General features: G+C 65.2%; 25 protein-coding genes, 1 other RNA gene and 1 pseudogene. 8 read left to right on the forward strand and 19 right to left on the reverse strand.

Translation table 11 applies throughout. The annotated features are described in order from the left end of the window. Window positions 1-31: 31 nt before the first annotated feature. The 6 genes from ACK5IR_RS16975 to gatC all read right to left on the reverse strand — a co-directional run bounded on the left by ACK5IR_RS16975 (window position 32) and on the right by gatC (window position 4,004). The gene (locus tag ACK5IR_RS16975; RefSeq protein ID WP_416930609.1) at window positions 32-745 is read right to left on the reverse strand and encodes a DUF533 domain-containing protein; all 714 of its coding nucleotides are present in this window, start codon (window positions 743-745) and stop codon (window positions 32-34) included. Between the two features lie 73 nt (window positions 746-818). Further along, window positions 819-1,196: RNase P RNA component class A (gene rnpB / locus ACK5IR_RS16980), an RNA gene on the reverse strand. 13 nt (window positions 1,197-1,209) lie between these two features. Further along, window positions 1,210-1,902, reverse strand: coding sequence for an N-acetylmuramoyl-L-alanine amidase (locus ACK5IR_RS16985; protein WP_416930611.1), 693 nt, complete (start codon window positions 1,900-1,902; stop codon window positions 1,210-1,212). Window positions 1,903-1,909: 7 nt separating this feature from the next. Then, complete coding sequence (locus tag ACK5IR_RS16990; RefSeq protein ID WP_416930613.1) at window positions 1,910-2,233, reverse strand: hypothetical protein; 324 nt, start codon at window positions 2,231-2,233, stop codon at window positions 1,910-1,912. Continuing rightward, entirely contained in the window at window positions 2,230-3,717 is a 1,488-nt protein-coding gene (gene gatA, locus ACK5IR_RS16995) for an Asp-tRNA(Asn)/Glu-tRNA(Gln) amidotransferase subunit GatA (RefSeq protein ID WP_416930615.1), read from the reverse strand. Before gatA ends, ACK5IR_RS16990 begins: the two co-directional genes overlap by 4 nt. Then, entirely contained in the window at window positions 3,717-4,004 is a 288-nt protein-coding gene (gene gatC / locus ACK5IR_RS17000; protein WP_416930617.1) for an Asp-tRNA(Asn)/Glu-tRNA(Gln) amidotransferase subunit GatC, read from the reverse strand. The genes gatA and gatC overlap by 1 nt, the downstream gene beginning before the upstream one ends. Before the next feature lie 218 nt (window positions 4,005-4,222). Between gatC and ACK5IR_RS17005 the strand changes: the two genes are divergently transcribed. Further along, the gene (locus ACK5IR_RS17005; RefSeq protein ID WP_416930619.1) at window positions 4,223-5,542 is read left to right on the forward strand and encodes an MFS transporter; all 1,320 of its coding nucleotides are present in this window, start codon (window positions 4,223-4,225) and stop codon (window positions 5,540-5,542) included. A gap of 16 nt (window positions 5,543-5,558) precedes the next feature. On the opposite strand, the gene ACK5IR_RS17010 is transcribed toward ACK5IR_RS17005, so the two are convergent. Further along, window positions 5,559-8,411 carry a trypsin-like peptidase domain-containing protein gene (locus ACK5IR_RS17010; protein ID WP_416930621.1) on the reverse strand — a complete coding sequence of 951 codons (2,853 nt, stop codon included), beginning with the start codon at window positions 8,409-8,411 and terminating at the stop codon, window positions 5,559-5,561. Between the two features lie 296 nt (window positions 8,412-8,707). Next, window positions 8,708-9,373: a ceramidase domain-containing protein gene (locus tag ACK5IR_RS17015; protein ID WP_416930623.1), complete on the reverse strand. Its 666-nt coding sequence runs from the start codon at window positions 9,371-9,373 to the stop codon at window positions 8,708-8,710. A gap of 62 nt (window positions 9,374-9,435) precedes the next feature. On the opposite strand from ACK5IR_RS17015, the gene ACK5IR_RS17020 reads away from it, so the two are divergent. Then, window positions 9,436-10,128, forward strand: coding sequence for a metal-dependent hydrolase (locus ACK5IR_RS17020; protein ID WP_416930624.1), 693 nt, complete (start codon window positions 9,436-9,438; stop codon window positions 10,126-10,128). 39 nt (window positions 10,129-10,167) lie between these two features. On the opposite strand, the gene ACK5IR_RS17025 is transcribed toward ACK5IR_RS17020, so the two are convergent. Continuing rightward, on the reverse strand, window positions 10,168-11,130 hold the full coding sequence (locus tag ACK5IR_RS17025) for a TAXI family TRAP transporter solute-binding subunit (RefSeq protein WP_416930626.1): 963 nt from the start codon (window positions 11,128-11,130) through the stop codon (window positions 10,168-10,170). 267 nt (window positions 11,131-11,397) lie between these two features. Between ACK5IR_RS17025 and ACK5IR_RS17030 the strand changes: the two genes are divergently transcribed. Genes ACK5IR_RS17030 through ACK5IR_RS17055 form a run of 6 tightly spaced genes read left to right on the forward strand, consistent with a single transcriptional unit; the run spans window position 11,398 to window position 17,358 of the window. After that, on the forward strand, window positions 11,398-14,250 hold the full coding sequence (locus tag ACK5IR_RS17030; protein ID WP_416930656.1) for a monovalent cation/H+ antiporter subunit A: 2,853 nt from the start codon (window positions 11,398-11,400) through the stop codon (window positions 14,248-14,250). A 1-nt stretch (window position 14,251) separates the two neighbouring features. Further along, window positions 14,252-14,668: a Na+/H+ antiporter subunit C gene (locus ACK5IR_RS17035; RefSeq protein ID WP_416930628.1), complete on the forward strand. Its 417-nt coding sequence runs from the start codon at window positions 14,252-14,254 to the stop codon at window positions 14,666-14,668. Next, complete coding sequence (locus ACK5IR_RS17040) at window positions 14,665-16,194, forward strand: monovalent cation/H+ antiporter subunit D (RefSeq protein WP_416930630.1); 1,530 nt, start codon at window positions 14,665-14,667, stop codon at window positions 16,192-16,194. Before ACK5IR_RS17035 ends, ACK5IR_RS17040 begins: the two co-directional genes overlap by 4 nt. Before the next feature lie 15 nt (window positions 16,195-16,209). After that, on the forward strand, window positions 16,210-16,701 hold the full coding sequence (locus tag ACK5IR_RS17045) for a Na+/H+ antiporter subunit E (protein WP_416930658.1): 492 nt from the start codon (window positions 16,210-16,212) through the stop codon (window positions 16,699-16,701). Further along, window positions 16,698-16,931 carry a monovalent cation/H+ antiporter complex subunit F gene (locus ACK5IR_RS17050; RefSeq protein WP_416930632.1) on the forward strand — a complete coding sequence of 78 codons (234 nt, stop codon included), beginning with the start codon at window positions 16,698-16,700 and terminating at the stop codon, window positions 16,929-16,931. The genes ACK5IR_RS17045 and ACK5IR_RS17050 overlap by 4 nt, the downstream gene beginning before the upstream one ends. A gap of 43 nt (window positions 16,932-16,974) precedes the next feature. Beyond that, on the forward strand, window positions 16,975-17,358 hold the full coding sequence (locus ACK5IR_RS17055; protein ID WP_416930634.1) for a Na+/H+ antiporter subunit G: 384 nt from the start codon (window positions 16,975-16,977) through the stop codon (window positions 17,356-17,358). Between the two features lie 359 nt (window positions 17,359-17,717). Here ACK5IR_RS17055 and ACK5IR_RS17060 read toward each other — a convergent pair whose 3' ends face one another. From ACK5IR_RS17060 to ACK5IR_RS17105, 10 genes and pseudogenes are all read right to left on the reverse strand, one after another. Further along, the gene (locus ACK5IR_RS17060) at window positions 17,718-18,938 is read right to left on the reverse strand and encodes a cysteine desulfurase (RefSeq protein ID WP_416930636.1); all 1,221 of its coding nucleotides are present in this window, start codon (window positions 18,936-18,938) and stop codon (window positions 17,718-17,720) included. Further along, window positions 18,931-19,539, reverse strand: coding sequence for a YIP1 family protein (locus ACK5IR_RS17065; RefSeq protein ID WP_416930638.1), 609 nt, complete (start codon window positions 19,537-19,539; stop codon window positions 18,931-18,933). Before ACK5IR_RS17065 ends, ACK5IR_RS17060 begins: the two co-directional genes overlap by 8 nt. A gap of 10 nt (window positions 19,540-19,549) precedes the next feature. Further along, window positions 19,550-20,056, reverse strand: coding sequence for a YIP1 family protein (locus ACK5IR_RS17070; protein WP_416930640.1), 507 nt, complete (start codon window positions 20,054-20,056; stop codon window positions 19,550-19,552). 11 nt (window positions 20,057-20,067) lie between these two features. After that, window positions 20,068-21,366, reverse strand: a complete 1,299-nt coding sequence (locus tag ACK5IR_RS17075; protein ID WP_416930642.1) for a SufB/SufD family protein — start codon at window positions 21,364-21,366, stop codon at window positions 20,068-20,070. Window position 21,367: 1 nt separating this feature from the next. Then, the gene (gene sufC / locus ACK5IR_RS17080) at window positions 21,368-22,123 is read right to left on the reverse strand and encodes a Fe-S cluster assembly ATPase SufC (RefSeq protein WP_416930660.1); all 756 of its coding nucleotides are present in this window, start codon (window positions 22,121-22,123) and stop codon (window positions 21,368-21,370) included. Window positions 22,124-22,181: 58 nt separating this feature from the next. Further along, the gene (locus tag ACK5IR_RS17085; RefSeq protein ID WP_416930644.1) at window positions 22,182-22,493 is read right to left on the reverse strand and encodes a heavy metal-binding domain-containing protein; all 312 of its coding nucleotides are present in this window, start codon (window positions 22,491-22,493) and stop codon (window positions 22,182-22,184) included. A 16-nt stretch (window positions 22,494-22,509) separates the two neighbouring features. After that, entirely contained in the window at window positions 22,510-22,713 is a 204-nt protein-coding gene (locus ACK5IR_RS17090) for a hypothetical protein (RefSeq protein ID WP_416930646.1), read from the reverse strand. A gap of 11 nt (window positions 22,714-22,724) precedes the next feature. Beyond that, the gene (gene sufB, locus ACK5IR_RS17095) at window positions 22,725-24,263 is read right to left on the reverse strand and encodes a Fe-S cluster assembly protein SufB (protein ID WP_416930648.1); all 1,539 of its coding nucleotides are present in this window, start codon (window positions 24,261-24,263) and stop codon (window positions 22,725-22,727) included. A 41-nt stretch (window positions 24,264-24,304) separates the two neighbouring features. Next, complete coding sequence (locus ACK5IR_RS17100; RefSeq protein ID WP_416930650.1) at window positions 24,305-25,354, reverse strand: cysteine desulfurase family protein; 1,050 nt, start codon at window positions 25,352-25,354, stop codon at window positions 24,305-24,307. Window positions 25,355-25,425: 71 nt separating this feature from the next. Continuing rightward, window positions 25,426-25,650 (reverse strand): annotated as a pseudogene (locus ACK5IR_RS17105) (Rrf2 family transcriptional regulator); the annotation flags it as partial.

Consider the following 25,650-nt stretch of genomic DNA (forward strand, 5'->3'; position numbering starts at 1 on the left):
CGGCAGCAGGGCCACCCGACGGTTCCGGCGATCAGCCGGCGATCGGCGGCAGCCCCATGCGCGCATGAATCGCATCGCGTTGCGGCTGGGTCAGGCCCAGGGCAGTCGCCAGCCGGCGCAGATAGTCCTTCTCGGCCTCGCTGTCAGCCCTGATCGTGCCGAGCGAGGTCGAATAGACCTGCTCGCGCCATTTGCTTCCGGCATCGAAGGCAAGCCCGTTGATGTCGAGCGGCGCGCGCAACTGCTCTTCGACAAAGGCGCTTTCTTCTTCGTCAAGCTCACCGATCCGCCCGAGGATATGCGCCATCTCGACCTCGTCGATCTCGCCGTCCGCCTTGGCGGCCTGAATCATGGCCCGGATCATCAGCTTGGCCTGCTCCTCGGTCGCGTCCGAGATCGGCGTCTCGCCAACCAGCGCGCCGACCATTTCGGCGGCATGCCCGGTGCCTGCCTCGGCCGCGCCCCGCATCGAGGCCATCAGGCTTCCCAGCCCGGCCGCGCCGGCTTCGGTCGCGCTGGCGGTCGCCTTGCCCCAGCTGTCGAGCAGCGACTTCACCTTGTCCGCACCGCCCGGAATGCCGTACTGGTCGGCGATCTTTCCAAGCTGATCGGCGGCCGGGCCGGTACCTGCCCCCTTCAGCAGGTCCTGAAGCCCGCGCATGCCGCCGACGTCCTTGTATTTCTCGACGCCCTTCGCCGCCGCAAAACCCATTGCGACCGCTGCCAGTGCCTTGACGAAACTCATCTGTTTCTCTCCCGCGTTGCGATGCCCCAGCCTAGCAGCGCAACGCGGGCCGGCAAGGGACAAGTTCGAAGTCGCGCGCGGACGGCCTGTAAGCCGGATTCTGTCCCGGGGCTCGCGCCCCATGGATGACCATTCCTCTGCGCCCGCCGTTACCGGCGGGCTCAAGCTGCCTACCCGACCTGCCTGGGGCTGAAGCGGCCCCGGGGACATGCCCCGCGCAGGTCCTATCTGGCATTGCTCCCGGTGGGGCTTGCCGTGCCGGAGCCGTTGCCGGCCCCGCGGTGGGCCCTTACCCCACCGTTTCACCCTTGCCATGGCGCATGGCCATGGCGGTCTGTTCTCTGTGGCGCTTTCCGTCGGGTTGCCCCGCCCGGGCGTTACCCGGCACCGTCGCTTCAGGGAGTCCGGACTTTCCTCGAAGGTTGCCCCCCGCGGCCATCCGACCATCCGCGCGCGCGGCAGACCTAGTCAGTCGCGCGGGCGCGGTCAATGGGGAAGCGGCTGGCAAGGTCGCGCGCCAGACCCATGTCGGTGGCATCGAGCGGTCCGTCGGCCCAGGGGCGAAACCGACTGCGGAAGGTGGCAAGCATCACATCCGCCGCCACATCGTCCGGATAGCCAAAGGCCGTAAGATCGCGCAGGAAACCCGCTTCGTCCGGCACCGTGCCACCGATATCGGCGCGCGGCCAGCAGGCGAGCCCCCGCAGCGCCAGCCGTGCCCAGTCGAAGCGCGGCCCAGGGTCGGACTTGCGGGCGGGCGCCATGTCGGAATGGCCGATCACACCCTCGGGCGGGATGCGCCAGCGGGCCATCAGCGGCGGCAGCAACCCCTCGAGCGCCGCCATCAGCGGCTCCGGAAAGGGGCTGGCACCATCGTTGTCCAGTTCGATCCCGATCGAGCGGCTGTTCACATCGTCGTGCCCTGCCCATGCACCGCTGCCCGCGTGCCAGGCGCGCCGGTCGTCGTCGACAAGCTGCCAGCAGGCGCCGTCGCGCCCGATCAGGTAGTGGCTGGAAACCTCGGCCGCCGGATCGCACAGGCGGTCGAGCGCCGATTGCGCATCCGGCATGGCGGTATAGTGCAGGACGACAAGCACCGGCACCGCACCGCCCCGACGTTCGCCGAAGTTGGGCGAGCGGCGCCGGACGATTTCCATCGCCGGCTCAGTTGCCAACCAGCGGCATCGCCCCGTCTTCGATCAGCGGGCCCGGCGGCGCCTGCATGAGCGAACCCGCACCGGCCGCATCGCCATCGGTGAACTCGGACGGGGTTTCATCCATCATGTCGCGGGCATCGGCCTGCGAGATCGCCGCGCGCCGGGCCTCGGCCGATGCCTCGGCGGCCGCGCCCGGCACGCCTTCAGCCGCCGCTTCGGCAACCTCCGCCGGTTCGCTTGCGGTGTTTTCGCTGCATGCGACCAGCGCCAGCGGCAGGACAAGGCACGCCAGCAGCCTGCTGCGCCCCCCGTGCGGTGCGAACCCGGTCACCACCAGACCCCCGGCCTGGCGTCAAAGCCCGCCGCGCTTTCGAGCGATTGTGCGATGTTCAGCAAGGCTCCCTCCTCCCATGGTCTTCCGATCAGTTGCAGCCCGAGCGGCAAACCCTGCGCGTCGAGCCCGGCGGGCACCGAGATACCCGGCAATCCCGCAAGGTTCACAGTAACCGTGAACACGTCGTTAAGATACATCTGAACCGGATCGGCATCGGCCATTTCACCAAGACCGAATGCCGCAGAGGGCGTTGCCGGGGTAAGGATCGCGTCGACACCGGCGGCAAATGCCTCGTCGAAGTCGCGCTTGATCAGCGCGCGGACCTTGCGGGCGCGGTTGTAGTAGGCGTCGTAGAATCCGGCCGAGAGCACGTATGTGCCGATCATGATGCGGCGCTGCACCTCGGGGCCGAAACCTTCGGCACGGGTCTTTTCGTACATCTCGGTGATGCCATCGCCCTGCGCCAGCCCCGCCCGCAGACCGAAACGCACCCCGTCATAACGGGCGAGGTTCGACGACGCCTCGGCCGGGGCGATCACGTAATAGGTCGGCAGCGCGTACCGGGTGTGCGGCAGCGAGATATCGGCGATCTTGGCACCGGCGTCGCGCAGCATTTCGGCACCGTCGGCCCACAGCTTTTCGATCTCGGCGGGCATGCCGTCCATGCGGTATTCGCGCGGGATACCGATGGTCCTGCCACGAATGTCGCCGGTGATGGCGGCTTCGAAATCGGGTACGGGGATATCGGCGCAGGTCGAATCCCTCGGATCGTGCCCGGCCATCGCGCCCAGCATGATCGCCGCATCGCGCACCGTCTTGGTCATCGGCCCGGCCTGATCGAGCGACGAGGCGAAGGCGACGATACCCCAGCGCGACACCCGGCCATAGGTGGGCTTGAGCCCGGTAATGCCGGTAAAGGCGGCTGGCTGACGGATCGAGCCGCCGGTATCGGTGCCCGTTGCCGCGAGGCAGAGATCGGCCGCAACCGCCGCCGCCGAACCGCCCGAGGATCCGCCCGGCGTCAGCGCGGTATCGTCGTTGCCGCGCCGCCACGGGTTGACGGCATTGCCGTAACACGAGGTCTCGTTCGAGCTTCCCATGGCGAATTCATCCATGTTGAGCTTGCCCAGCATGATCGCACCGGCCTGCCACAGCCTTGTCGTGACGGTCGATTCATATTCGGGCCTGAACCCTTCGAGGATATGCGAGGCCGCCTGGCTCGGCACACCCTGGGTGCAGAAAAGGTCCTTGATGCCGAGCGGGATGCCGCACATCGGGTTCTCTGCTCCGCCCTGAATGCGCGCATCGGCGGCGGCGGCCTGATCGAGCGCGATTTCGGGCGTCTTGTGAACGAACGACCCCAGCGCATCGGCCCCGTCTATCGCGTCGAGACAAGCCCGCGTCAGCTCGGTCGCGGTGAAATCCCCGGCACGCAGCCTGTCGCGCGCCTCGGCAATCGTCAGTCTGGACAGTTCGGACATCACTCGACCACCTTCGGCACGGCAAAGAACCCCTCGCGCGCATCGGGCGCATTTGCCAGGATTTTCTCGGGATAACCGCCATCGGTCACCACATCGGCGCGGCGTCTGAGGCGCATCGGCGTGACCGAGGTCATCGGCTCAACCCCTTCCACGTTCACTTCGGCCAGTTGTTCGATGAAGCCGAGGATGGCGTTGAATTCGCCGGCGAGCGCGGGCAGCGCGTCTTCCTCGACCTTGATGCGCGCGAGCTTGGCGACGCGACGTGCGGTTTCGGTGTCGATCGACATGGGGCCTCCGGTGGACGGGCGGGTGTTGAGCCCGGGTTTAGCCGCGCCTCGCGCCGGTCGCAAGCGCGCGGCTGCCTGCGGCACGCGATTGCCGGATCTGCCGAAACCGGGTGCAGACCACAAGGCGAATGCGCCGGAAGCGTTCGTTCCCGGTTCATGTGCGCTTGCAGTGACACCTCGCCAAACCTAGGCTGCACGCGACTGACCCGGGTCTTTCAATGCTCACAATCCTCGCCAACCGAACCTACCGCCACCTTTTCGCAGCGCAGATCGTCGCACTGCTCGGGACAGGGCTTGCCACCGTCGCGCTGGGGCTGCTGGCCTACGATCTTGCCGGCGCGCAGGCGGCAATGGCGCTGGGAGCGGCGTTCACCATCAAGATGGTGGCCTATGTCACGATCGCGCCGGTCGCCGGGGCGCTGGCGGGGTATCTTCCCCGCCGGGCGATGCTGGTGGCGCTCGATCTCGTCCGGGCGGGCGCGGCGCTCTGCCTGCCCTTCGTCGGCGCGCTCTGGCAGGTCTACCTGCTGATCCTGCTGTTGCAATCGGCCTCGGCCGTCTTCACCCCGACCTTTCAGGCAACCATCCCCGACATCTTGCAGGATGAAGAGGATTACACCCGCGCCCTGTCGCTTTCGCGGCTGGCATACGACATGGAATCGCTGATTTCGCCCATGCTGGCAGCGCTGCTGCTGGCGGTGCTGAGCTTCGACGCGCTGTTTTTCGGAACCTGTGCCGGGTTCCTGGCATCGGCGCTGCTTGTGGTCTCGGTCGTCCTGCCCAGGGCGCCCGCGCCGGTCCGGCGGGGCATCTACCAGAACATGACCCGCGGCATCCGCATTTTCCTCAACACGCCACGCCTGCGCGGGCTGCTGGGGCTGAATCTTGCGGTCGCGGCGGCGGGTGCGATGGTCATCGTCAACACGGTTGTCCTGGTCCGCGCCGGACTGGGGCGCGACGATCACGCGGTCGCACTGGCGCTCGGCGCCTTTGGCGCGGGCTCGATGACGGCGGCCCTGCTCCTGCCCCGGCTGCTGCGGACGGTCCCCGACCGGCGGGCGATGCTTCTTGGCGCCACGCTCATGGGGGCCACGCTGCTTGCACTTGCCGCACTGGTCTCGGCGGGGTCGCTGCGCTGGCCCCTGCTGGTGGCGTCATGGGGTGCGATCGGGCTTGGCTATTCCACCGTGCTGACCCCTTCGGGGCGGCTCCTGCGGCGCTCATCGCACCCCGAGGACAGGCCTGCCGTCTTCGCCGCGCAATTCGCACTCTCGCATGCCTGCTGGTTGCTGACCTATCCGCTGGCCGGATGGCTCCAGACCGGCTTCGGCACGCTTGCCGCGCTCGTCATCCTCGGGGCGCTGGCGCTTGCCGGGGTGGCGGTTGCGGTGCGCCTCTGGCCGGCCCGGCTGCCGCGCGAGTTCGAGCATTCGCACGACGACCTGCCACCCGATCATCCCCACCTTGCCGGCGCGGGGCCGCACCGGCATGTCTATGTGATAGACGATTATCACCGGCACTGGCCGCAGGCCGGATAGCGCGGCCGGCGGCAGATCACTCGAAGGTCAGCCGGATCGATGTCGCCCCTTCGGGAATCGCGCCCGACAGCGCCGTACCACCGGCGGCACCATCGCCATCCACCTGGATCGGCGCCGGGCGGTTGACCATGCGCATGACCAGCGGCACGTGATCGGACACGTCGGCAGCGAAATCGCGCACGCTGCGGTCGAGCCGGATGATCGCCGCATCGTCGCCGCTGATGGGCGAGATCGTCACATCGTCGGAAACGATGATATGGTCGATCAGCGAACGATAGCGCGCACCGACATAGGACAGCGCGTTGTCGTCGGCATCGTCGCTGGTCAGCGTCAGAAGATCGGGGGCATCTGTCAGCGGCGACAGGATATCGGTATTCAGCGTTTCGTTCAGGTCGCCGCCCAGAACGATGGGCAGTTTTTCCGTCTCGCGGATATCGGCGATCACCTCGCGCAGGATCTGCGCGGCCAGCCTGCGCCGCGCCCGGCTTTCGGGGTCGCCGAACGCCTTCAGGTGCAGGCCGATCAGGATGAACTCGACCTCGCGCGCGCTGCCCGGGGTGCCGTCGGTGACCTGTGGCGCCACCTTCACCCGCGCGATCAGCGGCCGGCGCGGGAAGGCGGTGCGCCCGGTTGCGGTGGTCGCGGCCCAGGCATCGCGATGGCGGTTCAGGATACCCTGAGAGATCGTCACCCCGGTGGTGCGGCTGTCGTACAGAACCGCCAGATCCTGCCCGCCCGCCACATCGAAATACTTGTAGCTGTAGGCCAGCCCAAGCCGCTGAAGGGCGGCAACCAGCCGGTCCATCGCATCGCGCGCGACCTCGCACAGCCCGATGGCGTCGAGCGACAGGTGCCCCAGCACCTCGGCCACGCGATCCACCCGCTCGTCCGGGGCGGAGCCGTTGAAGTTCTCGATGTTCCAGAACCCAACATCGGCAAAATCGGCCGAGCCGCGGAATTCGGGCAGTTCGACCTCGCGGGTGTCGGAACCGACCACCCCGGCCACATCGAAAAAGCCCAGATGCGGCGAGCAGTCGGGGATTGTTCCGAGCAGTTCGCCGATCCCGACCGAACCGGTGGATTCGCGCGTCTGCCGTCCGATCAGGTGCGAGACGATGGCGGCAATCCGCACACCCTCGTTCGTCGTCACGCCGGCGCTGGTCCAGCCGGCGTGGTGCAGCGCCACCAGATCCCATGTGTTGTTGAAGACCGGCGATCCGGACGAGCCCGGTTCGGTATCGGTGCTGTAATGGATCACCACATCCTTGACGCGCATCACATCGTTGTTGTGCAGCGCCACCTCTTTCGGGCGGCCGCGCGGGTGCTGGACGATATTGACCTTTTCACCCCGGGTCACGGTCGAGGGGCTGCGCAGAAGCGGGATCGGCGCGACATCGGCCGGAACACCGCTGCTGTCACAGGCGACAATGGTGAAATCGAGCGTCTCGTCGGTGACGAAGAACCGCTTGGGCTGAAGCGCGACCCTGACCCCCGTCTCGTCGTGTTCGAGCCCGAATTCAGCCACCGATTCGGCGGCTTCAGCCTCGCTTGCAAGAACGTGATTGTTGGTCATGACAAAATCGCGCGTCGCGACCAGAAAGCCCGAGCCGTAGCTGGTGGGCGTGCTGATGCGGCAGACCGCGTCGGCGCGTTTCGCACCGTCGCGCAGGAAACCGGCGGGCAGGAAATCGGCTCCGCCCGAGATTTTCTCGAAATGCTGCGCGATCTCGGCCTCGATATGGCGGCGCTCGTCCTCGTCCTCGGTCGGCTCGATGGGTTCGGCAAGCAGTTCGCGGGCGCGGTGATCGACCAGTTCGCGGAAGGATAGCGGATCGAGGTCTTTCGCACCGGCGATGCGCTTGTCGTAGCCGGGCGAAAGCGGCGCGGGTTTCGCCCGTTCGGCCTCGACACGGCCGGCGACCGATTCGATCAGCGCATGGAAGCGGTTGGCGACCGCGGCATAGCCTTTCTTGTCGGGGTGCAGTTCATCGTGCCAGTCGTTCTTGCCAACCGCCCCGCGGCAATTGACCCGGAAGACCCGCCCGGGAAACTCCTGCGCCAGATCGGCCAGCGCCTGATTGAAGCGGTCGATCATCTCGGCGATGATCCCGGCCTGCAACATCCTGTCGGTTATCCCCTTGGCCGCCAGCGGCTTGCCCAGCCAGCGTCCGTTGTCGGGCAGTGCATAGTCGTAGCCATGGCAGATGATCCTGAGATCCGGAAACTCCTGCGTCAGGTCGCGGAATATCCTGCGATAATCGGCGATGACGTCGCGGATGCTCGCATCGAAATTCGCGTTCGGGTATTCGCTGGCGGGGCGCCCCGCGCGGTAGGTCTTGACCGCCAGCTTCAACCGCCCGTCGCCCAGCAGGTCGTTGCCGCCGCCGCTGATCAGGAACACGTCGGGCCGGTGCTGGCGGATCGCATCGCGCATCTCGTCCTGCAGCACCATGTCGGCGACCAGATCGCCGGCGGCGCCCAGGCTGTAGACGGCATAGGCCTCCATCAGCCAGTCGATGGTATCCTTCAGGATGAAGGGATACTGAAACCACGAATCCCCTTCCGAGACGATCCTGATCCCCTGATATCCGCCCGCGATCTTGCTGCGATAGCGCCGGTGGCGGCGCGCCCGGTCGGCACGGTTGAGAAAGGCGATGGCGACATCGGCCTCGAGCCCGCCGTCATCGACCAGATCGGTATTGACCTCGAGCGCGGGGGCGAAATTGGAACTGCCCTGCTTCGGATCGGGCTCGCGCAGGTAGACCGCGATCTCCTCGTCGCTGTATTTCTCCGGATCGCGCAACATCTCGTTGAGCTTCGAAAGCGTGATCTTATCCGGCGTTTCGGGGGCAGGCCTGCTGGGCGACATTGTTTGCACCTTCCGGGAAATGCTGAGAACCGACACCATTGTTTACGCATCGTAAACTGAGTAGCCAATCTAAGGCGATCAGGCAACAAACTTGCGTGAATACAGCGTGAAGCTTTGCTGATTTGCCTGCCCATGTGGTCGGCAGCGGGGCTGACCGTTCGAAATTTCCGGCGGTATCGACCTTGTCGACCTTCCTGCCCCACCCGCAGACGTTCCCCGCCCTCCGTTGCGCATATGCTCAGGGTCACAAGTGCCTGATGCCATCTTCCGGAAAGCGAATACGGGTCCCGCTGGCATCACTGCGCCATTCCCTGCGGCCGCATCATGTGGCGCCGGTACACCTCGATCATCCAGCCCAGCATGGTCGCGTTCAGGATATGCCACATGAAATGCGAGCCGAGCGGAAACGACGCGCAGACCGCCATGTCGACCGACCTGAACGTCAGCGAGACGACCAGCAGCGCACAGCCGGCCGCCAGCCCGCGCGCGGTTTCGGGCGCACGGCGGCGCAACCCGAAAGCATGCAGCGCGATCAGGAGCGGCACCGGCCAGTATTCGGCCGAGACATCGAAGAACGGCATGCCCTGAAACAGCGGAACGGTCAGGGCGGCAAAGGGAACGAACCCTGCGGTCAACAGCAGGGCCCACGGCGTCGACAGGCCCCAGTAGTCGCGACAGGCGGCAAAGATATAGAGCAGGATGAAAACGGCGATCGGGATCACATCGGCCAGGCTGGCCCAGACGGTTGCATGGGTGTGAAACAGCCACGAGCCGATGCCGATGACAAAAAGGTCCAGGCACATCAGTTTTGCCAGCACCAGCCCGGTGTCCCGCACCCGGCGCCACATGATCCAGGCGGCAATCAGGAAGGCGGCGTTGGTCAGCGCGTTCACCGGCTCGGACCAGTAGGTAAAGTCCGTCCGCTCGCAATAGCCGTCGATGTGGCGTTGCAACCCTTCCATTTTGTTCCTCCGAAGGTAGGCTCGGGATCGAATCGACCATAGCGTATCGGGGGAAGAAACACATGAAGATCACATGGCTTGGCCATTCGGGCTTTCGGATCGAAATCGCCGATCAGGTACTGCTGGTCGATCCCTGGCTGACCGGAAACCCGGTGTTCCCGCAGAGCCGCCGCGACGAGGCCATTGCCGGCGCCACCCGCATCCTGCTGACCCACGGCCATGGCGACCACGGCAGCGATGCGGTGGCCATCGCACGCGATCTTGGCATTCCCGTCTGCTGCAATCACGAGCTTTCGATCATTCTCGGCGGCGAAGGGATCGAGACCGTCGGCTTTGGCAAGGGCGGCACGATCACGCTGGGCAAGGTACGGGTGACGATGGTGCACGCCGTTCATTCATCCAGTATCGATTTCCGCGATGGCAGCCCGGAATATGCCGGCGGCGAGGCCGGCCTCATGATCGACGCCGAGGGCCATACGATCTATGTCTCGGGCGATACCGACGTGATGGCCGACATGGGACTGTTCGCCGAGCTTCACGCGCCCGATATCGGCATCCTGTGCTGCGGCGGCCATTACACGATGGATTGCGCGCGCGCCGCTTACGCGGCCAAGAAGTTCTTCGATTTCAGGGTAGTCATCCCCTGTCACTACAGGACCTTCCCGGTGCTCGCGCAGTCGGCCCAGCCGCTGATCGACGCATTGCCCGGCGTGTCGGTCAGAACGCCCGACGTGCTCGAAACCATCGTGATCTGAACGGGCGCCCCGCGGATCGCGCCAGTGGCGCCGCGCGGGTCACTCGATCAGGCCAAGCTCCCGGAAGGCCCTTTCCGCGCCGGGGTGGAGCGGCGCGGAATATCCCTCGCTCACCATGCCGTCTGCCCGCAGGGTCCAGAAGGCCGGGTGGAGGTCGCGGAATTCGTCCAGATTTCCCAGTACCGACAGCGCGGTCCGGTGGACCACCGCCTCGGGCGTATCGGCACGGGTGACCAGGGTCGCAACCGTGCCGAAGGTTTCCACATCCCTGTCATTGCCGGCATAGAGACCGCCCGGAATAACCGCGTGGCGGAAATAGGGGTTTTCAGCGACGAGCCGGTCGACCGGTTCGCCCGTCACCTCGACCAGCCGCACCGCGCAATCGCCGGCGGCATCCTTGATCGCGGCGGCGGGGTGCCCCACGGTATAAACCATGGCGTCGATCCGGTTGTCGCACAGTTCTTGCGACATTTCCGAACCGGTGAACTCGGTCGCCTCCAGCAGGTCGTCCGTCCCGATGCCAAAGGCGTCCATGACAAGCTCCATCGTCGCGCGCTGGCCGCTGCCGGGATTGCCGATGTTGACCCGCTTGCCGACGATATCGCCGAAGCCCCCGATCCCGCTGCCTTCGCGCACGACCAGCGTGAAGGGTTCGGGGTGAATGGCAAAGACCGTCCGCAGGTCCGCAACCGGATCGCCGGCGAAGGCACCGCGCCCGTTCAGCGCATCGTACTGAAGATCGGACTGCACGACGCCGAAATCCAGATCACCCGAACGGAGCGCCGCGATATTCTCGACCGAGCCGCCGGTGGATTCGACAAAACAGCGAATCCCGTGCTCCTTGCGGCCGACGTTCACCAGCCGGCATATCGCGCCACCCGCCGGATAATAGACGCCGGTGACATCGCCGGTACCGACCGACACGATTTCCTCGGCCATGGCGGCTCCGCCCATGCCAAGCGCGATGGCCGCAACCAGCCCTGCGGCGAATCCCTGCTTCACCTCCTGCCCCCTCTGCTTTCGGCCCACGGCCCGCTGTGCCGGAAGACTGGCCCATGTGGCCAAAAGCCGTCAAGCGCCCGCCGGTGAAATCCCCTTTCCGGCCGCCGCGCACCGCACTGCGGAAGCCTGCCATCGCCGTTGCATCGGGCAATCCGTTTGCCTTTCCCGGAGAAACCCATACAAATCCTTGGGAGTACCGGGAGACGGGCCGGTGCGGCGGCGGCCGCGTCCGGAGAGGGGTAGGTTCACGTGACGGAGCAGTCCGACATCACCTTGGCGCTGATCGCCGCGCTGCCATTCATCGGGGCGCTTTTTCCGGGGCTGATGATCCGGGTCGGACGGAACGCCTGCGCCCTTTCGGCCGGATGGGCGACCCTTTCGGCGCTGATCCTGCTGGTCATCCACTCCACCGCCGTCTGGCGCGGCGAGGTCGTTACCTTTCACCTGCCGTGGGTGCCGTCGCTGGGGCTCAACGTCAGCTTCATGCTCGACGGGCTGGGGTTGCTGTTCGCGGCGATGATTCTCGGGATCGGGTTGCTGATCATCCTCTACGCGCGCTTCTATCTGTCGCGCGAGGACCCGATGGGTCAGTTCTATGTCTATCTGATGCTGTTTCAGGGCGCGATGCTGGGGATCGTCCTGTCGGACAACATCCTGATGATGGCGATCTTCTGGGAACTGACATCGCTCAGTTCCTTCCTGCTGATCGGTTACTGGCGCCAGACCGCCGCCGGCCGGCAGGGCGCGCGCATGGCGCTGGCGGTTACCGGCATGGGCGGGCTGGCGCTGATCGGCGGGCTGCTGCTGCTGGGCAAGATGGCCGGCAGTTACGAGTTGAACGAGATCCTCGACCGGCGCGAACAGATCGTCGCCTCGCCCTATTTTACCCCCGCGCTGTTGCTGATCCTGCTCGGCGCCTTTACCAAGTCGGCGCAGTTTCCGTTTCACTTCTGGCTGCCGCACGCCATGGCCGCGCCGACGCCGGTTTCGGCCTATCTGCATTCGGCGACGATGGTCAAGGCCGGCCTGTTCCTGATGGCGCGCCTGTGGCCTGTCTTTGCCGGAACCGACATGTGGTTCTATATCGTCGGGACGACCGGCCTGATCACCATGGTGGTGGCGGCCAAGATCGCCATCTTCAAGGACGACCTGAAGGCGCTGCTCGCCTATTCGACGGTCAGCCACCTCGGCCTCATCACCATGCTGCTGGGCTTCGGCACGACGGCGGCGGCCACGGCGGCGGTCTTTCACATCATGAACCACTCGATCTTCAAGGCGGCGCTGTTCATGACGGCGGGCATTGTCGATCACGAGGCGCATACCCGCTCGATCCGCCGGCTGGGCGGACTGCGCCACCTGATGCCGATCACCGCGACCTTCGCCATTGTCACCGCGCTGTCGATGGCCGGCATTCCCTTCCTCAACGGTTTCCTGTCCAAGGAAATGATGCTGGAGAACGCCGCCCATACCTCGTGGATGGGCAACCCGTGGATTATCGGCCTGCTCGCCACGGTGGGGGCGATGTTCTCGGCCACCTATTCCTTCCGCTATATCGCGCAGGTCTTCCTCGGCCCGGTTCGCCACGACTATCCGGCCAAGCCGCACGATCCGCCCTTCGGCATGTGGGCGGCGCCGGGGCTGCTGGCGGCGATGGCGGTGGTGATCGGCATCTTCCCGCAGGCCACCGTCGGCAGTTTCGTGAACCTGATCGCCGATGCCACGACCCGGCAGCATTTGCACCTGCACGAGTTGAAGATATGGCACGGCTTCACGCCCGCCCTGGGGATGAGCGCCGTCGCGATCCTCGGCGGTCTGGCCCTGCTGACACAATTCGCCCCGCTGAGCAGGCTTTGGGAGGAAACACCCAAACCCGACGCCAAGCGGATGTTCGACCACCTGGTGAACTGGCTGCACCGTGCCAGCGGCGAGTTGTCGAACAACCTGCACGATTACCGGCTGACAAAATACGTCGCCGTCTTTTCCGTGGCGACCATCGCCGCCGGCCTCTATGCCTGGATGCACGGCACCCATGCGCCGGGGCTGCGCCCGATGCTGGAGCCCGGCGTGATCGACTATATCGGCGCGATTCTGGTTTGCGCCTCGACCATTGCCATCGTCACCTACCATCGCTCGCGCCTGCTGGTGCTGGTGCTGATCGGGATCAACGGCCTGGTGGTCTCGATCATCTTCGTCCGGCTTTCGGCACCCGATCTTGCCATGACCCAGGTTACGGTCGAGGTGGTGACCCTGATCCTGATGCTGCTGGCGCTGTTCTTCCTGCCCAAGCACACGCCGCGCGAATCGAACTGGAGCCGCCGGGGCCGCGACATGGCGATTTCGGCGGCGGCAGGTATCGCGGTGGCGGCGCTGTCAATGGCGCTGATGACCCGCGATTTCGAAACCATCTCGGGCTATTACATCGAAAACGCCAAGCCGGGCGGCGGCGGCACCAACGTCGTCAACGTGATCCTGGTGGATTTCCGCGGTTACGATACCTTTGGCGAGATCATCGTGCTCGGCATCGCGGCGCTGCTGATCTTCGCGCTCGGCAAGGCGCTGATGGAGGGCAAGGCCTCGCGCAAGCTCGCCAACTGGGTGCATGACACGCGCTATTCCAAGGATCGCCACCCGCTGATGATGGTGGTCTCGACCCGCGTCATGATGCCGATCTCGCTGATGGTCGGGATCTACATCTTCCTGCGCGGCCACAACATGCCCGGCGGCGGATTCATTGCCGGCCTTGTGGTCGCCATCGCGCTGCTGATGCAATACATGGCCTCGGGCTTTGCCTGGGCCTCCGAGCGGATTCAGATCCCCTATCACGCTTTCATCGGCTGGGGGGTGCTGATCGCCGCCATCACCGGCATCGGCGCCTGGTTCAACGGCCTGCCCTTCCTGACCAGCGCCTATGGCTATGTCCATATCGAACCGATCGAGGAGTTCGAGCTTGCCACCGCGATGTCCTTCGATCTCGGCGTGTTCCTGACGGTGGTGGGCGCGGTCATGCTGACGCTGTTCTCGCTCAGCCGGCTTGCCCGCCGGACCGGCGAATCGGTGAACGTCTCGCCAATGGATTACGACCCGTCGATGGTCTACATGCCCGAGCCGGAGGAGAAGTAGGATGGAAATCCTCCTCGCCCTGCTGATCGGGCTGCAAACGGCCTGCGGGCTCTACCTCGTCATGCGGCGGCGCACCTTCTCGGTCATCATCGGAACCGCGCTGCTGACCTATGCGGTGAACCTGTTCCTGTTCGCCAGCGGGCGGATCGCCATCGACCTGCCGCCGATCTATTCGAAATACGCCGAAGCCTATACCGACCCCCTGCCCCAGGCGCTGGTTCTGACCGCCATCGTCATCTCGTTCGGCATGACGGCGGTGGTGGTGCTGATCGCGCTTGGCGCCTTCCTCGAAACCGATACCGATCACGTCGACCTGCGCCGTTCACCCCAGGACATCGACCTCGACCCCGACGAAATCCCGTGGGAGCAGGATCAGAAGGAACCCGGGCTTGAAAAACCCAGGGGGGACTTCGGATGAACCACTGGATAATCATGCCCGTCGTCATGCCCGCCATCGTAGCGGCGATCATGGCCATGGCCATGCGCTACGACCTTGTGCTTCAGCGGGTCTTCTCGATCGCGACCGTCGCGGCACTGATCGCTATCTCGACAGGCCTGTTCGTCTCGACCCTCGATGGATCGGTCCAGATCTACGAACTGGGTGACTGGCTCCCGCCCTTCGGCATCGTTCTGGTGCTCGACCGCCTGTCGGCGATGATGCTGCTGCTGACATCGCTGCTGGCCACCGCCGTCGTGCTCTATTGCGCCGGCAGCGGCTGGGACGGGCGCGGCTGGCATTTCCACGCGCTGTTTTCCTTTCAGCTCATGGGGGTGAACGGCGCCTTCCTGACCGGCGACGCCTTCAACCTCTTCGTCTTCTTCGAGGTGCTGCTGATCGCCTCCTACGGGCTGACGATCCATGGCGGCGGCGGCATGCGGTTGCGCACCGGGCTGCAATACGTGGTGATGAACCTCGTCGGCTCCACGCTCTTCCTCTTTTCGATGGGCACGCTCTATGCGGTGACGGGCACGCTCAACATGGCGCACATGGCGCTGCGCGTGCGCGAGGTCGCCCCGGGCGATCAGGCGCTGCTGCTGGTCGGCGCGATGCTGCTGCTGATCGTCTTCGGCATCAAGGCGGCGGCCTTTCCGATGCAGTTCTGGCTTCCCGGCACCTACCGCAACGCGCCGGCGCCGGTGGCGGCCTTCTTCGCCATCATGACCAAGGTCGGCGCCTATGCGATCCTGCGGATGTTCACCCTGGTCTTCACCCCCGAGGCGCCGGCAATCGGTTCGATCTTTACCGATCTGCTACTGCCGGCCGGGATCATCACGCTGATCGTCGGCGCGACCGGCGTGCTTGGGGCATCGCAACTGCTGCGGCTCGCCTCGTTCTCGGTGCTGGCCTCGATGGGAACGCTGCTGATCGCGATTTCGCTGTTCACCACACCGGGAACGACCGCCGCGCTCTATTATCTGGTGCATTCCACCTTTGCCGCGGCGGCGCTCTTTCTGGTGCTCGATCTGGTACGCGACGCGCAGGGACCGACTGGGCGCGCACCCGGGGGCTTCGTCGCGGCGCTCTACTTCGCCGCCGCCATCGCGGTGGCCGGAATGCCACCGCTTTCAGGCTTCATCGGCAAGCTGCTGATCCTCGACGCCAGCCTCGACCGACCGTCGACGGCACTGATCTGGGCGACGATCCTGATCACCTCGCTCATGCTGATAATCGGCTTCTCGCAACGCGGCAGCCGCTATTTCTGGAAACCGCTCGACCCCACTTTCGCCAATCCGCGCAACCTCGACCTTGACGGCACCCCCATCCCGGCCCACCCGCTGCGGCCGATGGCGCTGGTGGCGGCCTGCATACCGCTGGCGTTCCTGGTGGTGCTTACCATTGCCGCCGGCCCGATACGGGGCGTGCTGTCAGACACCGCGACCCAGCTCCGCGATACCGGCATCTATATCGAGGCGGTCCTCGGGCCGCAGTCGGAGGAGGGCTGAGCCATGCTGAAGCGCATCCTCAACCGGGTCTTTCCCCACCCGCAACTCACCGCCTTCCTGCTGGTCATCTGGCTGCTGCTGGTCAACACGGTAACAGTGGGCAACGTGGTGCTGGGCACGGTGCTGGGCATCGCCATTCCCGGCATCACCCAGCCCTTCTGGCCCAACCGGCCGCGCATCGACCACCCGTTCAAGGCGCTGATCTATATCGTCATCGTGCTGTGGGACATCTGCGTCGCCAACGTGGTGGTCGCGGGGATCATCCTGTTCAAATCCAACCGGAACACGCACAGCCACTGGATCGTCGTGCCGCTCGACGTGCGCTCGCCCGAGGCGATCACCATCCTCGCCGGGACCATCACCATGACCCCGGGCACGGTGACCGCCATGCTGTCGGCCGATGCCCGGTACCTGCTGGTCCATTGCCTGCACACCGACGATCCGGACGGCGTGCGCGACGAGATCAAGCAGCGCTACGAACGCCGCCTGAAGGAGATTTTCGAATGATCGGATATGCTCTCTACTTCGCGATCGGGTGTTTCTCGCTCGGGCTTCTGCTCAACATCTGGAGGATACGCTTCGCCCCCGGGGTGGTCGACCGTATCCTTGCGCTCGACACGATGGTGGTGAACGCCATCGCACTGCTCAATATCTACGGCATCCTGCGCGGCACCCAAATCTACTTCGAGGTCTCGCTGCTGATCGCCATGTTCGGATTCGTGTCCACCGTCGCCTAGTGCCGCTTCATCCTGCGCGGCAACATCATCGAGTGAGGAGCCAATGGAACTCTACGCCGAGATTTTCGTTTCCGCGATGCTGGTGATGGGCGGCGTCTTTGCCCTGCTGGGCAGTTTCGGGCTGGTCAAGCTCGACGATACCATGCGCCGCCTCCATGCACCGACCAAGGCCACCACGCTTGGCGTTGGCGGGGTGCTGCTCGCCTCGATGACCTATTTTGCCGTGTTTCTCGGCCATGTCAGCCTGCACGAGATGCTGATCGCCGCTTTTCTGTTCCTCACCGCGCCGATCACGGCGAATTTCGTTGCCAAGGCGCACATGCACCGCGACGTCAAGGAACGCGACCTGCCGCCCACCGGCGGAAAATACGGCTGGGCAAGCTACGACGAGGTCGAGGACGACGCGCGGCCCATCGACACGAAGTAACGGCGGCACGGTTCATCGCCGGGCTGCCTGCGGCGACGGATATCATACCAACGTCCATGGGAATCAACCGGCGGCAATGCGGACGATGCTGCCGTTCGGACGGGAGCGCAAGCCGCGCCAGCGCATGGCCGTGGACAGGCGCTCCTGACGGTAGAACGACGCGCTTTATGCCAGCCACATCCGCCCGAAATATGAACGTTGTACGGTCGTCACCAACGCGCCTGGCCGCGGGAACGGCCAGGCGCTGGCGCGGCGGCCTGCGGCCTTGTTCCGCGCCCGGGTGTCTTGCTCTGCCAGAACAGGAAGGGCTCAGTGCGGTCCTTCGGAGGCAACATGACCGTTCTTCGAGGCCGAAGGTATCAGTCGAAAAGCTCGTGGCAAAGTTCGAGCGCCTCGACCAGTCGGTCGACCTCGTCGTGCGTGTTGTAAAGCCCGAACGAGGCGCGGCAGGTGGCCGTCAGACCAAGAAAATCCATCAGCGGCCCGGCGCAGTGATGCCCCGCCCTGACCGCTACCCCCTTCTTGTCGAGCACTGTGGAAATATCGTGCGCATGCGCCGCGCCCTGCAGCGTGAACGAGAATATCGCCCCCTTACCGGCAGAATTTCCCTGTACGTTCAGCCAGTTGAGGCCCCCGAGGCGCTCGCGCGCATAATCGCGCAGTGTGCGTTCGTGGGCGGCGACATTCTCCATCCCCAGGCCCATCAGATACTCGAGCGCGACGCCAAGTCCGATCTGCTGGACGATGGCGGGGGTACCGGCCTCGAATTTCATCGGCGGATCGGCATAGCTCACCGCGTCCTTGTGGACCTCGCGGATCATGTCGCCGCCACCCATGAAGGGGCGCATCTCGGCCATACGCTCGCGCCGGATATGGATCGCCCCCGACCCGGAGGGGCCATAGAGCTTGTGCCCGGTGATGGCGTAGAAATCGGCGCCGATATCGTCAAGGTTCACCGGCATGTGCACCGCCCCCTGGCTGCCGTCGACCAGAACCGGCACGCCGCGCGCATGCGCCCCCGCGACGATGCTCTTCACATCAACCAGCGTGCCCAGAACGTTGGACATATGCGTCACCGCGACCAGTTTCGTTCTGGAACCGATGGCATCGAGCACCGCCTGCGGGTCGAGATCGCCATTCACATCGGCATCGACCCATTTCAGCACCACGCCCTGCCGTTCGCGCAGAAAATGCCAGGGCACGATATTGGCGTGATGCTCCATCACCGACAGCACGATCTCGTCGCCCGGCGCGAAGCGCGGCATCGCCCAGGAATAGGCGACAAGGTTGATCCCCTCGGTGCTGCCCGAGGTCATGACGATCTCGCGTTCGTCGGCAACGCCGAGAAAGCGGGCGACGATCCCGCGCACCGCCTCGTATTTTTCGGTCGCGAGGTTCGACAGGAAATGCAGGCCGCGATGGACGTTGGCATATTCCGCGCCATAGGCGCGGGTCACCGCGTCGATCACCACCTGTGGCTTCTGTGCCGAGGCGCCGTTGTCGAGATAGACCAGCGGCGTGCCGTTTACCTCGCGCGAGAGGATGGGGAAATCCCGCCGGATAGCTGCCACGTCATACATCGGGGACCCCCACATAGCCGATTCCAAGGATGCCGAGCAATATCGACAGGATAAAGATCATGCCGACCAGCGTGGCGAGAATCCCGGCGAACACCATTCCGGGTCGGGTGAATCCGTGCAGTTCGCAGATGAAGATCGTCAGCAGGTAGAAGAACGCGACAACCCCGGCAAGGCCCAGCAGGGTCGACAGAAGCGGCGCAATCACCAGTGCCACACCCTGCAGCACCTGCAGGCACACCATCAGGAACTGCAACCATGTCACCAGCGCCAGCGCCCCGGCGAACTGCCCCTGCCCGCCAAAGGCGCGCCCGATCCCGTAGACGGCCGCCACCATGACGACAAGCAGCACCCCCTGCACCAGCGCCAGCAGGAACGGGCTGAAGAAGAACACCGGCAGCAGGCTCACCGAATCGGGGGTCAGCCCGCCGACGAGCATCGTCGCGACCTGCCCGGTCAGGACGCTGAGAACCACAACCAGCGCCAGCGCCTCCCACAGCGCCGCCAAAGGCAGGTGCGCGGCAAGGATGCGGCGCGCCGCGACGCGCGGGTCGCGCAGCGTTTCAAGGACAAGTTCGCGGATCGGGCTACGGGTCAAAGTCATCGGTTCGCTCTCAACTCGGCAACGGTCTTTCGGCCTCGACAAGCGATAGGGTCCAAAGCACAAGGAACACAACCGGTATCAGGACCCCGGGCCCCGGATGCTGCGGACTGCCGCCGATGACCTGCGCGATCATGCCGTTGAGCAGAAACAGCGGCGAAACCGCCAGCACCGTCCAGAACAGCGCCAGCCGCGCGCCCAGAAAGCTGCCCCTGCCACCGAACAGGCGCGCCACCAGATGCCCCAGTGCCGCCAGCAGATAGAAGACCGGCGGCGCGATGAACATCCAGGCGAAAAACGTGTTGGCCAGCCGCATCTGCACCGGCGCCCCTGCGGGCCACGGATCGCCGCCCTTCAGCGCAAAGGGGATCGCGCTGACGAAGATGACCAGACAGCCGCCCAGCAGGCAGGCGAGCGCGCGCGCGTCGGGCCGGTCGCCCGCCCCGACCGAGGCGAGCAGATCGCGCATCACCCTGCGCGGCGCAACATAGGTGCGCAGGATCTCGCGGGTCAGCGACACCGGGCGCCCCCCTAGCCCCGCCGCCGCGCCAGCCAGCCTTCGAGCCGCGCCAGCACATCGGCGGCGATCGCCGCATCCTCGATCTCGTCGAGCGCCTCGGCGACGAAGGCGATCACCATCAGGTCGGTCGCCTCGGCCATCGGAACGCCGCGCGAGCGCAGGTAGAACAACCCCTCCTCGTCGATGGCGCCCGAGGTCGAGCCGTGCGAACAGGCCACATCATCGGCATAGATCTCCAGCTCCGGCTTGGCGTAGAACTGGCTGTCGTCGTCCAGCAGCAGCGACTGGCTGATCTGGTAACCGTCGGTCTTCTGAGCGCCGGGCCTGACCAGAATCTTGCCCTGAAACACGCCAATGGCACCGTTGCGCAGCACCTTCTTGAACACCTGCCGGCTTTCGCAATTCCCGGCATCGTGGGTGACAAAGACCGTGTCGTCGTGATGGAACGGGCCGTAGCCGCCATCGCCAAGCGCCGCACCGGCCACATGGGCCACCGCATCGTCGCCGGCGAACTCGACCACCGCCTCGTTGCGGGTCAGCGCGCCGTTGACGGTCAGCGTGAACGATTTGAAGGTGCTCTGGCACCCCAGACGGGCGAAGATGTGGGTCGCGGCGCGGCGCTCGTGCGCCCGGCCCTGCGTGCGCACATGGTGGAAGGCGGCGCCATCGGCGACCTCCACTTCCAGCACCTTGTTCAGGCGCGATCCCGCCGGACCGTTCTCCAGCAGGGTCAGATCTCCGCCGGCCTCGACACGAACCACCGTGTGCAGCACGACATCGGTGTCGGGCGTATGCTGAAGATAGGTGAAGTTGACCGGCTTCGCCGCCCTGCCGGTGACGCGGATCACCATGCCCTGCGCGGCGGTCGCGGTATTCAGCGCCGCAAGCGGCCGTTCGACCGGCGACTGGCCGCGCGCTTCCAGAACGCCGTAAATCTCGCGCGCCCAGTGGATATCGGCCGCGCCGGCGCTGGCCAGTTGCTCGATCTCGATCCCGGCAAGGTCGAGCGGGTCGGAAAGCTCGGGCGCGAAGATGCCGTCGACAAAGACGATGTTCAGCCGGTCGATATCGCCGAAAACCGCTGATTCATAGGGCTCGAACACCGCCGCGCGCGGCGTTTCCGCCTGAACCAGCGTCTCGGGCCGGGTGTATTTCCAGTATTCGTCACGGGCATTGGGCAGGCCCATCTCCCGGACACGCTCAAGCGCGCTTTCGCGCGCCGCGCCGATCCACGCGCCGCCCGCCGGCAGCGTTATCCCCGACAACCGTGTCTGGGCGGCTTCAAGCTTCTGCTCCCTCGGCGCCGCCATCTCAGGCACCCTCCGGCAGCAGATGCGCATAGCCTTCGTGCTCGACCTCCAGCGCCAGTTCGGGTCCGCCGGTCTTGATGATCCGCCCGTCGGCCATGATGTGCACTACATCCGGCTGGATATGGTCGAGCAGCCGCTGGTAGTGGGTGATGACCAGAAAGGCGCGGTTTGCATCGCGCAGCGCGTTCACCCCGTCGGCGACCAGCTTCATCGCATCGACATCCAGCCCGGAATCGGTCTCGTCGAGAATGCACATCCGCGGTTCGAGCAGCGCCATCTGAAGGATCTCGTTGCGTTTCTTCTCGCCGCCGGAAAAACCGACATTGACCGGGCGTTTCAGCATGTCGGCATCGATTTTCAGTTCCTTCGCCCGGGCGCGCACCAGCTTGAGGAAATCGCTGCTGCTGATCTCGTCCTGGCCGCGCGCCTTGCGCTGCGCGTTGAGCGCCGTGCGCAGGAAGGTCATGTTGCCCACGCCGGGAATCTCGACCGGATACTGGAAGGCAAGAAACAGCCCCGCCGCCGCGCGCTCCTCGGGTTCCATCTCCAGCAGGTCGCGACCTTCCAGTGTGGCGCTGCCCTCGGTCACGTCGTAGCCGTCGCGCCCGGACAGGACGTAGGAAAGGGTGGATTTTCCCGAACCGTTCGGCCCCATGATCGCATGGACGCTTCCCGCCTCGACCGTCAGATCGACCCCCTTGAGGATCTGCTTGTCCTCTTCTTCAAGTTTTACGTGCAGGTTGTTGATTTCAAGCATGTTCATCGCATTTCTTCCTGCGCCGGAAATCGGCGCGTGTTTCCGTTTCCGGTGGTTTTCAGCCAAGCCGTACAGCAGTGCCCGAAGCCGAAACCATCAGCATGTTGTTGACCACCTCGTAATCGAGATCGACGCCGACCACCGCATTCGCGCCCAGTGCCGCAGCGCGTTCCTCAAGCTCGCGCAGCGCCGTGCTGCGCGCTTCGGCGAGGCTGTGTTCATATGCGCCCGACCGTCCGCCAATGATGTCGGTAATGCCGGCGAAAATATCGCGAAAGACATTCGCGCCGAGTATCGCCTCGCCGACAACGATGCCGAGGTATTCGCTGATCCGACGGCCTTCGATACCCGGGGTGGTGGTCACGATCATGTCTCTTCTCCCGTCCTCACATCCTGCGCCGCTCTGCAAGCCGGACGATGAGCGCCGCCGCGAACCGCCCCGCCATCGCGCCGAGTACTATCCCGATCAGCGGATTGCCCATCCGCGTGCCATAGGTCACGTACAACACGCCGACCGCCGCGCCGAGCACCGTCAGCCCGTAGGGAAGGAAGGTGCGCATCCCTTCCGCGAAACGCCCGTTTTCCGCCATCAGACCGCTCCTCAGCCCACCGAGCCTTCGAGCGAGATCGCCACCAGTTGCTGCGCCTCCAGCGCGAACTCCATCGGCAGCGCCTGAAGCACCTCACGGCAGAAGCCATTGACCACCAGCGCCACGGCCTCCTCCTCGTCCATGCCGCGCGAGCGGCAATAGAAAAGCTGATCGTCATCGACCTTCGATGTCGTCGCCTCGTGCTCGGCGCGGGCCGTGTTGTTCTTGATCTCGATATAGGGCACGGTGTGTGCCCCGCAATCGCCGCCGATCAGCAGGCTGTCGCACTGGGTATAGTTGCGCGCATCCCGGGCGCGCGGGTGCATCGAGACCAGCCCGCGATAGACGTTCTGCGACTTACCGGCGCTTATCCCCTTGGAAACGATGCGGCTTTTCGTATCCCGCCCGAGATGGATCATCTTGGTGCCGGTATCGGCCTGCTGGTAATTGTTGGTGATGGCGATGGAATAGAACTCGCCCTGGCTTTCGGCGCCGCGCAGCACGCAGGACGGGTATTTCCACGTGATGGCGGAGCCGGTTTCCACCTGCGTCCACATCACCTTGGAGCGGTCGCCCCGGCAATCGGCGCGCTTGGTGACGAAGTTGTAGATGCCGCCCCGGCCTTCCTCGTCGCCGGGAAACCAGTTCTGGACGGTCGAATATTTCACCTCGGCGTCTTCCAGCGCCACGATCTCGACCACCGCGGCATGAAGCTGCGCGGTGTCGCGTTTGGGCGCGGTGCATCCCTCCAGATAGCTCACATAGGCGCCCTTGTCGGCGATGATCAGCGTGCGTTCGAACTGGCCGGTGTTTTCGGCATTGATGCGGAAATAGGTCGAAAGCTCCATCGGACAACGCACACCCGGCGGCACATAGACGAAGGAGCCGTCCGAAAACACAGCAGAATTCAGCGTGGCGAAGAAATTGTCCGTGCTCGGCACCACCGTGCCGAGATATCTGCGCACCAGGTCGGGATGTTCGCGAATCGCCTCCGAGATCGGGCAGAAGATCACTCCGGCCTTGGCGAGTTCCGCCTTGAAGGTCGTCCCGACGGAGACCGAATCGAACACCGCGTCAACGGCGACCTTGCGGCCCTCCTGTGGCGTCGCGCCGGCATTCTCCACCCCGGCGAGGATCTCCTGTTCCTTGAGCGGAATACCCAGCTTGGCATAGGTCTCCAGGAGCTTGGGATCGACCTCGTCCAGCGATTTGGGCTTTTCCTTCATCGAGGCGGGGCGGGCATAATAATACTGGTCCTGATAGTCGATCGCCGGGATCTTCAGCATCGCCCAGTCCGGCATCTCCATCTTCTGCCAGCGGCGGAAGGCGTCGAGGCGCCACTCCAGCATCCATTCTGGCTCGCCGTTGCGCTCCGAGATCAGGCGCACGATATCCTCGTTGAGGCCTTTGGGGGCGCGATCCTCCTCGATCTCGGTTTCCCAGCCGTATTTGTAGGCGCCCATGTTGCGCACGGTCTCGACCGTTTCGCGATCGACACCTTCGCGAACCTCAAGCTCATCGTTGGCCACGTCTGTCATGTTACGGTCCATTCCGTCGTTTCCCGTTCAGGGGTCTGCCCGATTCCCGCCGGTCAGGCCACCCTTGCCCTGTGCTTGCGGTACTGCGCCATCCACGTATCGGCGAAGCGCAGCACATCGTCTTCCATTGTCCCCGGCCCGATGGAGACCCGGATCGCGCAACCCGCGGCCACTTCGTCAAACCCCATCGCACGCAATACCCGGCTGGACTTCACCTTGCCGGAGGAACAGGCCGAACCCGCCGAGACGGCATATCCCGCAAGGTCCATCTGCATCACCTGGGTTTCGCCCCTCCACCCCGGCACGGCAATGCACGAGGTGTTGGGGAGTCGCCTGGCCGATTTCCCGACAAAAATAATATCTTTTCCAGCAGACGCCAGTGCTTTTTCTAGAATGTTTCTAAATTCTTCAACCCGTTCCCACGCACCATCGGCAAGATCGCGCGCTGCGGCCTGCGCCGCGGCGGCGAATCCGGCAATGCCGACAAGGTTTTCCGTCCCCGCGCGCCGCCCCATTTCCTGCCCGCCGCCACGGATTCGCGCCTTTACGTCCAGTCCGCGTTTCAGCACGAGCGCGCCGATTCCCTTCGGTCCGCCGATCTTGTGGGCAGAAATCAGCGCCATCTCGCAACCCGACCAGTTGAAGCTGACCGGGATTTTGCCGAATCCCTGTGTCATGTCGCTGACAGCCAGCCCTTCGGGAAGGGTCTGGACAACACCGGTTTCCGAATTGGCCAGTTGCAGGGTTGCGCCGGCGGGGTCGGGAACGGCCACCAGCCCCTCGGGCGAAGCGGGCAGGCTTGGCCCGGTCCAGCTTCCAACCGCATCGTGCTCGATACCGGCACCGGCCAGTTCGCGCCCGGCCAGCGCAAGTGCCGCCGCCTCGGTTGCCCCCGAGGTAAAGACCACATCGGCCCCGTCCGCACCGAAGGCCGAGGCGACCTGCGCCCGCGACCGCTCCAGCAGACCCCTGGCCGCGCGGCCCTCGGCATGCACCGACGACGGGTTGCCGACCAGATCCATCGCCGCCAGCATCGCCGCGCGCGCCTCGGGGCGAAGCGGGGCTGTCGCGTTCCAGTCCAGATAGACCCGGTTCCGTGTCATTTCGCGCGTCGCTTTCGTCTCGGTGTTTGCCGGGCCGGCGCTTTGCGGTCACGCGCCTTCGGGCCTCCGGCTCAGTCCGTGTCGTCTTCCATATGCAGGATCGACGGTACCGCCGGACAGGGGGCCAGATCGTTCTGCACCACGTCCGACAGCCGCGTCTGGTGCAGGAACACGTAGACATGGGCCGAAAGCCCCTCCCACAGCCGGTTGCCGAGCGATTGCGCCCGGCTCCCCGAAACGCCGCCCTTGGCGCCGGCGCCGGTGTGCAGGGCATTCACCGTCTCGTCCACCGCCGC

Source organism: Tropicimonas sp., from assembly GCF_047971885.1.
GTDB lineage: Bacteria > Pseudomonadota > Alphaproteobacteria > Rhodobacterales > Rhodobacteraceae > Tropicimonas.

What these genes read in the sequence shown, in the direction of transcription:
- ACK5IR_RS16975 (WP_416930609.1), bottom strand. Translation starts at nt 745, where the DNA reads ATGAGTTTCGTCAAGGCACTGGCAGCGGTCGCAATGGGTTTTGCGGCG.
- ACK5IR_RS16985 (WP_416930611.1), bottom strand. Translation starts at nt 1,902, where the DNA reads ATGGAAATCGTCCGGCGCCGCTCGCCCAACTTCGGCGAACGTCGGGGC.
- gatA (WP_416930615.1), bottom strand. Translation starts at nt 3,717, where the DNA reads ATGTCCGAACTGTCCAGACTGACGATTGCCGAGGCGCGCGACAGGCTG.
- gatC (WP_416930617.1), bottom strand. Translation starts at nt 4,004, where the DNA reads ATGTCGATCGACACCGAAACCGCACGTCGCGTCGCCAAGCTCGCGCGC.
- ACK5IR_RS17005 (WP_416930619.1), top strand. Translation starts at nt 4,223, where the DNA reads ATGCTCACAATCCTCGCCAACCGAACCTACCGCCACCTTTTCGCAGCG.
- ACK5IR_RS17010 (WP_416930621.1), bottom strand. Translation starts at nt 8,411, where the DNA reads ATGTCGCCCAGCAGGCCTGCCCCCGAAACGCCGGATAAGATCACGCTT.
- ACK5IR_RS17015 (WP_416930623.1), bottom strand. Translation starts at nt 9,373, where the DNA reads ATGGAAGGGTTGCAACGCCACATCGACGGCTATTGCGAGCGGACGGAC.
- ACK5IR_RS17020 (WP_416930624.1), top strand. Translation starts at nt 9,436, where the DNA reads ATGAAGATCACATGGCTTGGCCATTCGGGCTTTCGGATCGAAATCGCC.
- ACK5IR_RS17035 (WP_416930628.1), top strand. Translation starts at nt 14,252, where the DNA reads ATGGAAATCCTCCTCGCCCTGCTGATCGGGCTGCAAACGGCCTGCGGG.
- ACK5IR_RS17040 (WP_416930630.1), top strand. Translation starts at nt 14,665, where the DNA reads ATGAACCACTGGATAATCATGCCCGTCGTCATGCCCGCCATCGTAGCG.
- ACK5IR_RS17050 (WP_416930632.1), top strand. Translation starts at nt 16,698, where the DNA reads ATGATCGGATATGCTCTCTACTTCGCGATCGGGTGTTTCTCGCTCGGG.
- ACK5IR_RS17055 (WP_416930634.1), top strand. Translation starts at nt 16,975, where the DNA reads ATGGAACTCTACGCCGAGATTTTCGTTTCCGCGATGCTGGTGATGGGC.
- ACK5IR_RS17060 (WP_416930636.1), bottom strand. Translation starts at nt 18,938, where the DNA reads ATGTATGACGTGGCAGCTATCCGGCGGGATTTCCCCATCCTCTCGCGC.
- ACK5IR_RS17065 (WP_416930638.1), bottom strand. Translation starts at nt 19,539, where the DNA reads ATGACTTTGACCCGTAGCCCGATCCGCGAACTTGTCCTTGAAACGCTG.
- ACK5IR_RS17075 (WP_416930642.1), bottom strand. Translation starts at nt 21,366, where the DNA reads ATGGCGGCGCCGAGGGAGCAGAAGCTTGAAGCCGCCCAGACACGGTTG.
- sufC (WP_416930660.1), bottom strand. Translation starts at nt 22,123, where the DNA reads ATGCTTGAAATCAACAACCTGCACGTAAAACTTGAAGAAGAGGACAAG.
- ACK5IR_RS17085 (WP_416930644.1), bottom strand. Translation starts at nt 22,493, where the DNA reads ATGATCGTGACCACCACCCCGGGTATCGAAGGCCGTCGGATCAGCGAA.
- ACK5IR_RS17090 (WP_416930646.1), bottom strand. Translation starts at nt 22,713, where the DNA reads ATGGCGGAAAACGGGCGTTTCGCGGAAGGGATGCGCACCTTCCTTCCC.
- sufB (WP_416930648.1), bottom strand. Translation starts at nt 24,263, where the DNA reads ATGGACCGTAACATGACAGACGTGGCCAACGATGAGCTTGAGGTTCGC.
- ACK5IR_RS17100 (WP_416930650.1), bottom strand. Translation starts at nt 25,354, where the DNA reads ATGACACGGAACCGGGTCTATCTGGACTGGAACGCGACAGCCCCGCTT.